Below are 13,354 nucleotides of genomic sequence, written 5' to 3'. Positions count from 1 at the left end.
GAGAAAGTCGGTGAGCGCGCGTAGTGGCCGCAGCAATCGACGTGAGCGTGGCGCAAGTCGCGCTCGCTTGGCTCATCGGTGATACGAGGAGGGGGGCTGTTGCTCGGTCCGAGTCGTCCGTCACAGCTGTAGGCGAACATCGCGGCCCTGGAGGTGACGCTATCGGCTCGTCAGCGTGCCAGACTGGATGCCGTCAGCGCACTGCCAACGATCCATCCCTATTTCATCTTCGATCTACCGCGCGGGATGCTGTTTGGCGGTCATGCTGTTTCACGCTGGGCACGCCAACGACCTTGGCAGCCCTACGACGACTGTTACCGACCGAGGGAGTCATGACATGTTTGACGTGGTGATCGGCGAGTTCATGGATGCCACCACCGTCGAGACACTCGAGTCCCTGCTAAGCCGCAGCGATGGCGTGACCGAGGCGATCGCTTCCCTGCACCCAGGCAGCGTGCTGATCAACACCGCACGGATCAATACCGCCCGCAACGTGAGCCGGGTGCTGGAGGAGAACGCATGAGCCACCGGCGACTGTCGATCCCCCAGGTCCGCGAGCTGGCAACGCAGGCCCTGCAGGCGGCGGGCGTGGGCGCCCGCGAGGCCGATATCACTGGCCGGGCGCTGGTCGCCGCCGAATGCGACGGTCTATCCTCCCATGGCCTGGCTCGACTGCCGTTCTATCTCGACCAGATCCTGAGCGGCAAGGTCGTGGGTAACGCCATTCCCGACGTCCAGGTCCGCGGCAGTGTGGTTCACGTCGACGCCGGACACGGGCTAGCGTTTCCGGCCATCGCGGCGGGGGTCGACCGTGTCCTGCCGGTGGCGAAGGAACTGGGGGTGGCCGCTATCGCGATCCGGCGCTCCCATCACTTCGGGGTCGCCGGCCATCCGGTGGAGTCGCTGGCCCGGTCCGGCCTGCTGGCGATGGCGTTCAGCAACGCGCCCTCCGCCATGGCGCCCTGGGGAGGAAGGGTGCCGCTGTTCGGCACCAACCCGATCGCCTTCGCCTCGCCGCGAGCCTCGGCCGAACCGCTGGTGATCGATCTGTCGCTGTCCAAGGTGGCGCGGGGCAAGGTGATGCTGGCCAAGAAGGCCGGCGACACGATTCCTGCCGGCTGGGCCATCGATGTCGAAGGCCGCGATACCACCGATCCCGATGCCGCCCTCGCTGGCAGCATGGTGCCCATGGGCGACGCCAAGGGCGCTTCGCTGGCACTGATGATCGAGCTGCTCACGGCCGGGCTCACGGGCGGCCACTTCGGCTTCGAGGCGACCTCGTTCTTCGACGCGGAGGGAGAGCCGCCCAATGTCGCGCATCTGCTGCTGGCGTTCGATCCCGATCGCTTCGGCGCCGGCTATCTGGCCCGGGCCGAGCGGCTGTTCTCGGCGATGCTCTCGCAAGAGGGCGTGCGGCTCCCGGGGCAGCGGCGCTACGGCTTGAGACGTCAGCTCGAGGCCGACGGCATCCAACTGCCGGAAGCGCTGATCGACTCGCTGCAGCGCTACGCCGGGAAGCCGCTCTGACGGCAGCCTGAACGACAGCCGGGCACCCCCGCGCTGGGAAAACGTCTGCGCCACCGGTGCCTCACTCGTCGATCAGGCCGCCCGCCTCGTGAAACGGGTAGGGCCCGGCATGGTCGCCGATCACGCGGTGGTGGGTGATCACTTCATTGGCGCGCCAGAGGTGGAGCTGGTACCCGGCGGCTCCATGACGAAGGCGGAGGGGCCGTCCCCGCGCAGATCGAGGGCGGCCTGGTGGGCGGCGCTGAAGCAGCAACTGGCGAGGGTGCCGGCGAAGCGCTGGAAGATCAGCGATGCACGTGCCCGCAGATAATGCGCGCCACGTTGGGGTAATCGACCACGAACGCGGCCATCCCGGGGACATCGGCCGTGGTGCCATGTCTCATCCAGGTGCTCGCCACTCCCCTGCCGTCCTCCCTCCCGCTGCGTTTACCGCAGTCCATCGCACAATCTCGCCAAACCCTGTTGACTCTCTTCGACGTTAGTCTGATTATTTAATTGCTTTGATAAAGCAATTAATCAAGAGGCGTGAATGCTGACCCTCCAAATTCGCAGGCTACTGACCGAACTGCTGCTACGCGGGCCGATGCCGCGAAGCCAACTGGCGGCGAACGTCGGGATCAACCCCTCGACGGTGACCCGGCTGACGCAGCAGTTGATCGACGCGCGCTATCTGCGCGAGGGCGAGGCGCTGATCGAGAAGCGCCAACCCGGCCGGCGCGCCATCGAACTGCATCTGTGTGCCGATGAACATTTCGTGATTGGTATCGCGATCAATGCCTATCAGCAGACGGTGGCAGTCGCCAACCTGACCGGGACGGTCCTCGCGCGGCGTGAAGTTTCGCGCTCCTGGAGCCCGGACCCCAGGGCCTCCTTGAGCGCGCTGGCCACGGCTGCCAGGGAAGCGCTGAGTGAGTGCGGTATCGCGCTCGACCAGGTGGTCGCGACGGGGGTGGCCTGCGCGGGGCAGGTCGACCCCACGGGCAGGCGGGTAGAGAGCTCACCGGACATCGGCTGGTTCCAGATCCCGGTTGCCGAGTGGCTGGAGGCGTCGCTCGGCCCGCCGGTGTTCGTCGAGACGATGCAGAACGCACTCAACTCGACGGAGTGCGCTTTCGGGGCGGCGGCGGGAACGCGCTCGTCGCTGCTGGTGTCGGTGGCGCTGGGTATCGGCTCCAGCCTGATCGTCGATGGCAAGGTGGTTCGCGCGCGCTCGCAGACGCTGGCCTCGATGGGACATATGCCGGTGGCGGGCGTCGAGGCGCTTTGCAACTGTGGTCGACGGGGGTGCCTCAACACCGTGGCGTCGGGGTACGCCGTACTGCGACGCCTGGGCAGTGCCGAGGGCTACGAGCGGCCCCAGCAGCACTCTCCCGCGCTGGCCAGCCGACTGTTCGAGGTCCTTGCGTGCGCGGCGAGCGATTCCACGATCGCGTATGAACTCGAGCGCGCCGGCGAACAGCTCGGCGAGGCCTTGAAGTCGAGCATCGTCATCGCCTCGCCCGAGCGTATCGCGCTGTCAGGGCCGGTCGCGCAGATGGAAAGTTATCAACAGGGGGTTCGCCAGGCCTTGAGCCCCAACGAGCGGGATCCTTTCGGCTGGGACGGCGAGCTGACGGTCGTCTCTACCCGATTGGAGGACGCTGCCGCCCGACTGGCGTTGCATCGCCAGGTCTTTCTGGCCGAGATGCAGGCATGAGCTAGCACGGGAGCGTGAAGGATCACGGCTGAAAGCCGCACAGCAATGACAAAAACAGCGTTTTTCCTAAATCCAACAACACCAATAGGAAGGGAAACACCATGACTTTTGTAGCGAATCTCTCTCGCCCTCTCAAGGGGCTGGCCGTCGGCCTAGCGGTACTGTCGACGTTGACCATGGCGGCTGCCGGCCCGGCGCGAGCCGATGGCGATTACCCCTCCCAACCGATCCGCCTGGTGGTGCCTTTCGGCCCCGGCGGCTCGACCGATCTCGCTGCCCGGGTGCTGGCCAAGGAGCTGCCGCCGATCATCGGCGCCGACATTGCGGTGATCAACGTGCCCGGTGCCGGCGGTGCGGTGGGCACCAAGCAGGTGATCGACAGCGCTGCCGACGGTTACACGCTACTGATGGCGGCGATTGGCTCCAATGTCCTCCGCCCGGCGCTCAACCCGGATCTCCCGTACCACTACGACGACGTGACCTACCTCGGACGCACGCAGATCAACCCCAACGTGCTGATCGTGCGTAACGGCACCTATGCCGATTTCGCCGAGTTCCAGCAGGCGCTCGAGACCCGGCAGGGCAAGCTGCGCTACGGCACGGCGGGGGTAGGGCAGGTGACGCATCTCGGCCCGATTCTGCTCTACCAGGCGCTGGACATTCCGACCGAGGCCGCAACGCCGGTGCACTACGACTCGGACCCGGCGGCCATGCTCGCGCTGATGCAGGGCGAGGTGGATTTCGTGCAGGCCAACCTGCCGTCCGTGGCCTCCGCCATTCAGGGCGACCAGGTCAAGGCGTTGGCGGTGACGACGCCCGAGCGTATCGACGCGCTGCCGGACGTGCCGACCTACACCGAACTGGGGCTGCCCGATGTCTCCATTGTCGGTTGGCGCGGCGTCGCCGGTCCGAAAGACCTGCCCCAGGACGTCGTCGATAGCTGGAATCGGGCGCTCGCCGAGCTCACCCGGTCGGACGCCTGGCTCGAGGCAACCCGTCAGCTCGGTGATGACCCGGCCTACCTGAATGGGGCGGACTTCACCGAATTCGCAAAGCAGGACTTCGAGCGCTATCGCGCCATTGGCGACAGCCTGGGGCTGACGCACTGATCCGCTGATACCCCTCCGGTGGCCGGCCGACGGTGGTGTCGATTCGACACGCCTCGGCCGCGCGCCTGCGAATTCGACAGCGCCGCGGTGACGATGGCGCCGTGACGACGGACACCCTCCCAGGACATTCCCATGCGCAAGGTCCATACGTCCGAGCTGTGGCTGCCGCTCTGCCTGCTGGCGGGCTGTCTGCTGCTCTGGTTCTGGCTGATTCCCCAGCACATTGCGGTTTTCGGCGGTGGCGCCGGCCCTGGCCCGCGATTCTTCCCGCAAATTCTCACCCTGATGCTCGCCGGGCTTGCCGCGCTGCGCCTGGTCCAGGTGCTGTGGCTTTCGCTGGCGCCTGACCCGGAGGTGACGACGGGGTCGCGCTGGCGGCGCGAGCTCGCGGTCGTCGTCACGCTGCTGCTGGTCTATCCGGCGGTTTACTGGCTCGGCGTACTGCCGACCTGCGGTCTGCTCATAGCGTGGCTGATGTGGCGTTTCCGCATGCCCGGCCTGTGGCGAATCGGCGGCGTTACCGTGATCACCATCGCGCTCTTCTATCTGCTGTTCGTGGTGGTGGCTTCCGTATCGCTTCCCACCGGCGCGCTTTTCGACCTGCTCCCATAGCAAGGAACTCGATATGGAGACGATTTTGCATTTACCCGTGGCAGTGGCGAGCTACCTGCTCGACATCGCCCATGGGCTGTGGGCCGGTGCACACCTGTTCATGAGCTGGAACAACCTGCTGGCGGTGTTCGGCGGGGTCACCATCGGCTGTTTCTTCGGGGCACTGCCGGGTTTGAGCATTACGCTGGCCGTCGCGCTGGTCATGCCGTTCAGCTACGGCATGGAGCCGCTCACCGGGCTCACGCTGCTGTCGGCGGTCTATGTCGGCGCGATCTACGGTGGCTCGATTTCGGCGATCCTGTTCAATACGCCCGGTACGCCGGCGGCGGCCTGTACCACGGTAGATGGCTACGCACTGACCCAGAAAGGGATGGCCGGCAAGGCACTCCAGATGGCCAACGTGTCGTCGATGGTCGGCGACCTCACCAGTACCTGCCTGGTGATTCTGCTGTTTCCGCTGCTGGCCAAGGTGACGATCTATTTCAAGTCGCCGGAGTACTTCGCACTGATCTGCTTCGCCATCACCATCGTCGGCAGCGTTGCGGGGCGCTCTATCGTGCTCGGGATCATCGCCGGCATCATGGGGTTTCTGCTTTCGACCATCGGCATGGATCCGGTGGAAGGCTCGGGGCGCTTCGATTTCGGTTCGATCGAGTTGCTGAGTGGCGTCGGCTTCGTGCCGTTGTTGATCGGGCTGTTCGCCATTCCCGAGTTCGTGCGTCAGTACCGTCGCAGCCGCATGGCGACAGGACCGATCACCCTGGCCGACGGCGGTGCGACCGTCGCGAACGACCGGCTGACCAAACGCGAGTTCTTCGAATCCCTGCCGCATATGCTGCGCGGCGGCGTGATCGGTCTCGCACTCGGCGTCATTCCCGGCCTCGGCGCGACGCCCGCGGCCTTCGTGAGCTACGAGCAGGCCAAGCGTCGCAGCAAGAAGGCCCACCTGTTCGGCAAGGGGTCGCTCGAGGGCATCGCGGCCTCTGAATCCGGCAACAACGGCGTCAACGGCGCCACGCTGGCGCCACTTTTGACGCTCGGTATCCCGGGCGACGTGGTCACCGCGATCATGCTGGGTGCGCTGCTGGTCTTCAATCTGCAGCCGGGGCCGATGTTTTTCGCCCTGCATGCCGATCTGGTCTACGGGCTCTTCGTGGCGCTACTGGTCTGCGATATCGCGCTCAGGCTCGTCGGCCTGGTGTTCATTCGTATCGGGCGCTACGTCACGCGCGTGCCTACCGGCTATGTCTTCCCGATGATCTTCGTGCTCTGTGTGCTGGGGGCCTACGCGAGCAACAACCACCTGTTCGACATCGCCACCATGCTGATCTTCGGCGTGGTCGGCGTGATCTTTGCCCGCGTCGGGCTGCCGGTGGTGCCGTTCGTCATCGCCTTCATCCTGGGGCCAATGCTCGAGAAGGGGCTGCGCCGTTCGCTGGCCGCCTCGGGCGGCGATATCTCCGTGCTCTTCAGTAGCCCCATCTCGCTGATTTTCTACGCACTGACGCTGATCGCCATCGTCTCGATCGTCAGGAGCCGGTGGCAGGCCGTCAGGCGCGACCGATCCTCTGAATCCACGCCATCCTCCACCGTCAAGGACGCCCTCGATGAATAACGACTCCCGATTCCTGTTTCGCTACGTGGTGGTCTCCGACACCCATGTACGCCCCAGCGTCATCGACGACTCCTCGCCCTGGCCGGTCAATGCCAGGGCCAATGCGCGGGCGCGCTACGCCGTCGAACTGATCAATCGGGCAGCGCCGGCTTTCGTGTTGCACCTGGGGGATGTCGTCCATCCGCTGCCGTCGCTGTCGAGCTACGAAGATGCCATCAGCGAGGCCAAGGAGATCCTCGCCGGACTCGACGCGCCGCTACATGTCATTCCCGGTAACCATGACATCGGCGACAAACCCATGCCGGGGCTGCCAGCGGCACCGGTCGACGCCGAGAGCATCGAGAAATTTCGGGCCAACTTCGGCGAGGATTGGCAGGCGTTCGAACACGGGGGCTGCCGCTTCGTATTGTTGAACGTCGAGTTGTTGAATTCGGGCCTCGAGCGCGAGCAGGTCCAGAAAGCGTGGCTCGAAGCGGAGCTTGCCCGGCCGTTTGCCGGACGCACCTTCGTCTTCACCCACTACCCGACCCATATCCTCGCGCCGGATGAGCCCTCGAACTATGACAACCTCGACGAGCCGGCGCGCTCGTGGCTCATGGGGTTGATCGCCCAGGCCAACGTCTCGGCGGTCTTTTCGGGCCACGTGCATAACTTCTTTCACAACCGCGTGGGCGGGACCGATTTCTACGTGCTGCCCTCGACGTCGTTCGTGCGCCAGGACTACGCGGAGTTCTTTCGCCAGGCACCTGCCGCCGAACTCGGCCGTGACGATGCGGCCAAGCTGGGCTTTCTCGTCATCGACGTGTTCGAGGATGCGGTCGTCGTTCACACCGCTCGCACGCTCGGACTGGAGCTCGAGACGCGGGGAGCCACCGCCGGCAGTTCGGCTGAACATCGCGCCATGCGCCAGATACCGCCGGTCGGCTGGAGGGGCAATCGTCTCGGTGTCAACCTGCGTCACGATTGGGCGGAAGTGGTCAAACTGCCGTTCAACGGGCCGATGGATGAATTTTTGCGCAAGGAGGCGCGCAACGACTACACGCTTTTCAACCTGGTCGACTTCGGTGTCCGCAAGGTGAGGGTGCCGCTCAGGGATTTCGACGACCCGAGCTATCGGGAGCGTCTCGAGCTGCTCTGCGAACTCGGCATCGAGATCACCGCCTTCCAGTTCGGGATCCCTGGCGAAGCGACGCTGTCGCTGGTCGAGCGCCATGCCGCGCAGATCGCCACCTTCGAAATCATTGCGCCGTGGCAGGAGCGACACGCGCTGCTGGCGGCGATCGCGGCGCGGCGGGCGACGCTGCCGGTCAGGTTGGCCCTTGCCTGCATTACCAGCTCCGCGGATGGCGACACGGTGGGCAGTCAGTTCGCCCACTACGTGAGTTACGGATTCAGCGAATCCCGGTGGGAGGAGATCGCGGATTTCAGCCGGACTTCTGACGCTGCCGGTTTGATCGACGCCTTCGTCTTCACCGTGCCGGTGCGCGAAGGGGTGATCGGCGCGGTCGAGCGATTGGGCCGCAGGGCGCGCGAGCTGGGCATCGGGGTCAACGTCAACGTGCGCCTCGCGTCCGAAATTCCGTCGGAAGTCATCGATGACGACGCACTGATCGCCGCCCGCGTGGCCGAGGCTGTCATCGCAGCGTGCGCCTGGCGGGATCAGGATCTGTTTCTCGACACCTTCAACAGTCTCGACCGCGGCTATTTTCCGCGTACTGGGCTCTGTGACCGGTTGCTCAATCCAACGCCGGCGGGGGAGGTGTATCGCAACCTCGGCCTGGTGCTGCAGGATGATGACATCGGGATCGGCGCCGCCAGTGCCGGCGACACGCTGGCGCTGGAAGCGGCGAGTGAAAAGCTGATTCTGGTGGGGGCGCCCGGCCGCCAGGGTTTACCCTCCAGCTCGGGATGGTTGCTGCTTGGCGATGGATGTCACTGCATCGACGTGCCTGAAGGTCATGCCGGCCCCCTGCTGGCCTGCCGGCGCGAATGGCTGGAAACCCGCGCACCGATGATGCTGCCCCGCGGGCTCGCCTCTTCGTAGGCCGCCTGGTCCGTTGCCGCGGAGACGAGAGGGGCAGGCCCAGGTGCGGGGTCGGTGCACGGTGGTCTATCCAGTGCCCCTGCAGTCGATCGCTGGGGCGGCTGGCGGGATGGCCGGGCGTGGCGTACCAGTGACGACAGCGGAGGGCACCCCCGCGCGGGGAAGACCTTTGCGCCACCGGTGCTTCACTCGTCGATCAGCCCGCCCGCCTCGTGAAACGGATAGGGCCCGGCATGGTCGCCGATCACGCCGTGGTGGGTGATCAGTTCATTGGCGCGCCAGAGGTGGAGCTGGTATCCCGGCGGTTCCATGACGAAGGCGGAGGGGCCGTCCTCGCGCAGGTCGAGGGCGACCTGATGGGCGGTGCTGGGACAGCAGCTGGCGATGGTGCCGGCGAAGCGCTGGAAGATCGTGCGATGCACATGGCCGCAGATAATGCGCTCCACATTGGGGTAATCGGCCACGATCGCGGCCATCTCGGCAGCGCCGGCCAGGCCGATGGCGTCCATGTGCGCGATGCCGGTGGCGAATGGCGGATGATGCATGAAGATCAGGGTCGGGCGCTCGGGCTGTTCGGCCAGCCGCGCGGCGAGCCATTCGAGCCGCTCGGCGCAGAGCTCGCCGCGACTCTCGCCCGGCACCAGGGTGTCCAGTGCCAGCAGCCTTAGCGGGAAGCGTTCGACGGTGTACTGAATGAACGCGCCGCCGCCGAGATAGTCGTGATCGGGAAAGGCGTCGCGCATCGCCTGGCGATCGTCGTGGTTGCCGGGAATCAGGTACCACGGGATCTCCAGCGGCTGGAGCTGCTCGGCCAGCGTGGCGTACTCCTCCGGGCGGCCGAAATCGGTGGCATCGCCGGTAATCAGCACCACGTCGGGCCGGGGGGCGAGCGCGTTGAGCGCTGCCACTGCCGGGGGGAGATAGCGGTCGGTTTCGACCACCCGATAGGCCTTCTGGCCGGGACGACGAATGTGCAGGTCGGTGAGTTGTGCGATCAGCATGCAGAGGTTCCAGGTTGTCCGGATTCAGGCCACGCGGGCCTGCTCTATGAGAGCGGAGACGGTATCGCCCGGCTGCCAGATGGCGTCTGGCGCGGCCAGGGCGGTGAAGCGCTGGCCGTCGGCGAGCGTCAGTTCGAAGCGGATATGGCTGCCGAGGAAGAAGCGTGCCTGGACGCGGGCGGGCAATCCCCGGCCGGGGGGCGCGAGTTCGACCTCGTGCGGACGGAAGGTCAGCGCTGCGACGCCATGGCGGGTGGCCACCTCGCCGCCCTCCAGCCGGCACAGGGTGCCGAGGAAATCGGCGACGAAGGGCGAGGCGGGATCGCGGTAGAGGGTCTCCGGCGCGCCCAACTGCTCCAGGCGGCCGGCGGACATCACCGCGACCCGGTCACCCAGCATCATCGCCTCCTCCTGGTCGTGGGTGACGATGACGCAAGTGATGCCGAGCGTCTTGAGCAGCTTGGCGAGATCCACCCGCAACTGCTGGCGCAGGCGGGCATCGAGTGCGGTCAACGGTTCGTCGAGCAGCAGCACGCGGGGCTCGATGGCGATCGCCCGGGCCAGCGCCACGCGCTGACGCTGCCCCCCGGAGAGCTGATCGATACGCCGCTCCGCCAGCGCTCCCAGCTCGACCAGTTCGAGCATTTCCGCCACGCGTCGGCGCCGGCTGGCGGCATCCACGCCACGAATCTTCAGACCGTAGCCGACATTGCCGGCGACGTTCATGTTGGGGAACAGCGCGTAGCCCTGGAATACCACCCCCACGCCGCGCGCTTCCGGCGCTACCTGGGTGACGTCGTCGTCGCCGAAGCGAATCCGGCCACCCTCGTCGGCGCTCTCCAGTCCGCAGATCATGCGCAGCAGGGTGGTCTTGCCGCAGCCCGAGGGGCCGAGCAGCGCCAGCGTCTCGCCGGCGTCGATCGACAGGTTCAGCGGCGCCAGGGCGCGGGTGCCGTCGGGCCAGGTCTTGGCGCAGTTGTCGAGCCTGATGGTCAGCGGGTGTGTCATGTCGTTGAGTCGCTCATGTACGTGATGAAGTCATGTCGATGCGCCAAGACCGAGGCCGCCGTGGCGCGTCGAGCGGGCGGCGATCCACTGCAGCCCGACCATCAGCGGCAGCAGCATCAGCAGGAAGACGAGGGTGTAGGCGGAGGCGACCTCGAGTCGCATCGAGGCGTAGCTGTCGGCCAGCCCCACCGGCAACGTCTTGGTCAGCGGCGTATGCAGCAGCCAGGTCAGGTTGAACTCGCCGATGGAGAGCGTCACCACGGTCAGCGCGCCGGTGACGATGCCGCTTCTGGCGGCAGGCACGATGATGTCGAAGAAGCGCCGGCGGCGACTGGCACCGAGGGTCGCGGCAGCTTCGTCCAGCACCACCAGGTCGGCCCCCTGCATCCCGGCGCGCACGGCGCGCACCATGAACGGCAGCGTGAACAGCACATGGCCGATGACGATGAACGCCACGCTGCTGCGCAACCAGCCGACGCTGCCCCAGGAGACGATCAGGGCCAGCGCGGTGGCGAGCCCGGGGACGGCCACCGGCAGGGTCAGCAGCTCCTCCAGCAGGCGTGAGAGCCGGCCGGGAAACAGCGTCAGCACCCAGGCGGCGGGTACGCCGATGATGGTGGTGATGGCGAGGGTGGCCAGTGCCACGCCATAGGAGCGCCAGATCGTGTCGGCGTAGAGATCCCAGACCTGAACGATCCAGTCCAGCGTCAGCCCGCTGGAGAGGCCGACGAAATAGTTCCTCGTCACCCCGGCGGTGACCGACAGCAGCACCGGGCCGATCAGGAGGGCGGCGACGGCGAGCGTGGCGGTCAGGCCGAGCCGGGTGTCGAAGCGGGAATGCCTCATGTGGGAACTCCTGCGGTCATCTCAGTTTCCCCTTGCCGTACGGGCGGCCAGGCTGTTGGCGACGTAGAGCACCGCCCAGGTGGCCAGCCCCAGTACCACCGAGAGCGCCGCGGCGACCGGGAGGTTGGCGTAGTTGGTGAACTCGTCGTAGATGGTGATCGGCAGCACGTCGATCCGGGTACCGAGGGTGAACACGGTGCCGAAGGCGCCCATGGCGGTGGCGAAGCACATCGCCCCGGCCGCGGTCAGCGCGCCGGTCAGCGCCGGCAGCTCGATATCGACGAACCGGCGCCAGGGGCTTGCGCCCAATGTCTGCGCCGCTTCCAGCCAGTGCTTGTCGATCCCCTCCACTGCCGTCATCAGCACGCCGATGGTGCGCGGCAGCAGAAAGTAGAGATAGCCGATGAAGAGCCCTGCCATGCCGTAGGCCAGTACCATCGGGTCACCGGAAAGCGCCTTCGAGAGTGTGTTGAGCACGCCCTGGCGGCCGGTGGCGAGAATCACCAGGAAACCCACCACCACACCGGGGAAAGCGAGCGGAAAGAGCAGCAGCGACATCAGCACCCGCCGCCCGGGAAAGTCGGGGTGGCGAGCCAGGAAACGGCTGACGGGCAGGGCGATGACGAGCGTGGCCAGCGTTGCCCCCAGCGACAGCGCCACGGTATTGATCAGGCTCTGCCAGTAGCGCGGTTGGGTCACCACCAGCCAGTAGGCGGAAGCGTCCATGCCCTGTGGCGTGGCGGCACCGATCCCGGCCAGCTTGGCCATCGGCAGTAACCAGAAGGCGAGGAACAGCACCACGGCGGGTGCGGCGATCACCAACCAGGCTCGTCGTCGACCCATGGCGTCAATTCACCTCGTTGGCATAGCGCTGGGAGAAGGCCCGCTGCGCCGCGGCCATCCTGGCGTAGTCGACGGTTCCGGCGCGGGCGTAGTCGCTGTCCGGCAGGAACTTCGCCTGCGCTTCCGGCGACGCCGCGCCGGGACGGACCGGGCGCAGGTAGGCGTTGGCCCAGATCGCCTGACCCTTGTCGGAGAGCACGTAGTCGAGCACCTTCTTGCCCGCTTCCGGGTGCGGGTCGTTGGCGACCAGGCTCATCACGTAGGGCACGGTGACGGTGCCCTCCTGGGGGATCACGAACTGCACGTTGACCTTGTCGTCGTAGCGCGCCCGGTAGGCGTTGAAGTCGTAGTCGAGCAGGATCGGAATCTCGCCGGAGAGCACACGGGCGTAGGCGGTCTGCTTGGGTACGATGGGATCGTTGGCCTGCAGCTTCCGGAACCACTCGATCGCCGGGGTGAAATCGTCCAGCGAGCCGCCCAGCGCCCCGTTGACGGCAACCGCGCCGACATAGCCGACGAACGCCGACGACGGGTCGAGATAGCCGACCATGCCGCGATACTCGGGCTTGAGCAGGTCGCTCCACGACTGCGGTACCGGCGCGCCGTTGAGCGCATCGACGTTGACCATGAAGCCCAGGGTGCCCGAGTGGATGGCGAACCACCTGCCGTCGGGGTCTTTCAGGCCGTCGGGTATCTCGTCCCAGTGGGCCGGCTTGTAGCCCTGTACCAGCCCCTGCTCGGCGGCCTGGATGCCGAAGGTGACGCCGTAATAGACGACATCGGCGACCGGGTTGCTCTTCTCGGCGGTGATCGAGGCCAGCGACTGGCCGGAGTTCTTGTTGTCCTGCGGTACGTGGATGCCGGTATCCGCCTCGATGGCCTTCAACTGGGTGCCCCAGTCGGCCCACTCCGGCGGGCAGTTGTAACAGATGGCGTTGTCGGCGGCCTGGACCGCTAGCGACCCGAGGGCTGCGGCGGTGAATCCCAGTGCCATGACGGCGGTGCGAAGCGTCTGTTTCATGATGATCCGATCCTCTGGGTTGGCGATGCGGT

Annotated in this window: 12 protein-coding genes; 7 read left to right on the top strand and 5 right to left on the bottom strand. The window is 66.4% G+C overall.

Translation table 11 applies throughout. The features are described from left to right. Positions 1 to 337: 337 nt before the first annotated feature. The 7 genes from DOM45_RS13755 to DOM45_RS13725 all read left to right on the top strand — a co-directional run bounded on the left by DOM45_RS13755 (position 338) and on the right by DOM45_RS13725 (position 8,603). Positions 338 to 523 (top strand): hypothetical protein, encoded by a 186-nt coding sequence (locus DOM45_RS13755; protein WP_110601417.1) that lies wholly within the window; start codon positions 338 to 340, stop codon positions 521 to 523. Beyond that, the gene (locus DOM45_RS13750) at positions 520 to 1,527 is read left to right on the top strand and encodes an Ldh family oxidoreductase (protein WP_110601416.1); all 1,008 of its coding nucleotides are present in this window, start codon (positions 520 to 522) and stop codon (positions 1,525 to 1,527) included. Before DOM45_RS13755 ends, DOM45_RS13750 begins: the two co-directional genes overlap by 4 nt. Before the next feature lie 529 nt (positions 1,528 to 2,056). Beyond that, entirely contained in the window at positions 2,057 to 3,223 is a 1,167-nt protein-coding gene (locus DOM45_RS13745; RefSeq protein WP_110601414.1) for an ROK family transcriptional regulator, read from the top strand. Positions 3,224 to 3,324: 101 nt separating this feature from the next. Further along, positions 3,325 to 4,332 carry a Bug family tripartite tricarboxylate transporter substrate binding protein gene (locus tag DOM45_RS13740; RefSeq protein WP_110601412.1) on the top strand — a complete coding sequence of 336 codons (1,008 nt, stop codon included), beginning with the start codon at positions 3,325 to 3,327 and terminating at the stop codon, positions 4,330 to 4,332. Positions 4,333 to 4,464: 132 nt separating this feature from the next. Continuing rightward, the gene (locus DOM45_RS13735) at positions 4,465 to 4,944 is read left to right on the top strand and encodes a tripartite tricarboxylate transporter TctB family protein (protein ID WP_110601410.1); all 480 of its coding nucleotides are present in this window, start codon (positions 4,465 to 4,467) and stop codon (positions 4,942 to 4,944) included. 13 nt (positions 4,945 to 4,957) lie between these two features. Further along, positions 4,958 to 6,559, top strand: a complete 1,602-nt coding sequence (locus DOM45_RS13730) for a tripartite tricarboxylate transporter permease (protein ID WP_110601407.1) — start codon at positions 4,958 to 4,960, stop codon at positions 6,557 to 6,559. Then, positions 6,552 to 8,603, top strand: coding sequence for a metallophosphoesterase family protein (locus DOM45_RS13725; RefSeq protein WP_110601405.1), 2,052 nt, complete (start codon positions 6,552 to 6,554; stop codon positions 8,601 to 8,603). Before DOM45_RS13730 ends, DOM45_RS13725 begins: the two co-directional genes overlap by 8 nt. A gap of 185 nt (positions 8,604 to 8,788) precedes the next feature. On the opposite strand, the gene DOM45_RS13720 is transcribed toward DOM45_RS13725, so the two are convergent. From DOM45_RS13720 to DOM45_RS13700, 5 genes are read right to left on the bottom strand one after another with little or no spacing between them, the layout of a single operon-like run. Further along, a complete protein-coding gene (locus DOM45_RS13720) occupies positions 8,789 to 9,604 on the bottom strand; it encodes a phosphodiesterase (protein WP_110601403.1) in 816 nt (271 codons plus the stop codon). A 24-nt stretch (positions 9,605 to 9,628) separates the two neighbouring features. Further along, on the bottom strand, positions 9,629 to 10,612 hold the full coding sequence (locus DOM45_RS13715; RefSeq protein WP_110601401.1) for an ABC transporter ATP-binding protein: 984 nt from the start codon (positions 10,610 to 10,612) through the stop codon (positions 9,629 to 9,631). Positions 10,613 to 10,642: 30 nt separating this feature from the next. Further along, the gene (locus tag DOM45_RS13710; protein WP_110601399.1) at positions 10,643 to 11,458 is read right to left on the bottom strand and encodes an ABC transporter permease; all 816 of its coding nucleotides are present in this window, start codon (positions 11,456 to 11,458) and stop codon (positions 10,643 to 10,645) included. Positions 11,459 to 11,479: 21 nt separating this feature from the next. Beyond that, entirely contained in the window at positions 11,480 to 12,301 is an 822-nt protein-coding gene (locus DOM45_RS13705; RefSeq protein WP_110601398.1) for an ABC transporter permease, read from the bottom strand. A 4-nt stretch (positions 12,302 to 12,305) separates the two neighbouring features. After that, a complete protein-coding gene (locus DOM45_RS13700; RefSeq protein ID WP_110601396.1) occupies positions 12,306 to 13,322 on the bottom strand; it encodes an ABC transporter substrate-binding protein in 1,017 nt (338 codons plus the stop codon). Positions 13,323 to 13,354: the final 32 nt, after the last annotated feature.

Source organism: Salinicola lusitanus (assembly GCF_003206045.1).
In the GTDB taxonomy this organism is placed as follows: Bacteria; Pseudomonadota; Gammaproteobacteria; order Pseudomonadales; family Halomonadaceae; genus Salinicola; species Salinicola lusitanus.
The sequence above is the reverse complement of the archived record's forward strand: the minus strand, read 5'-3'. Positions and strand labels throughout refer to the sequence as shown.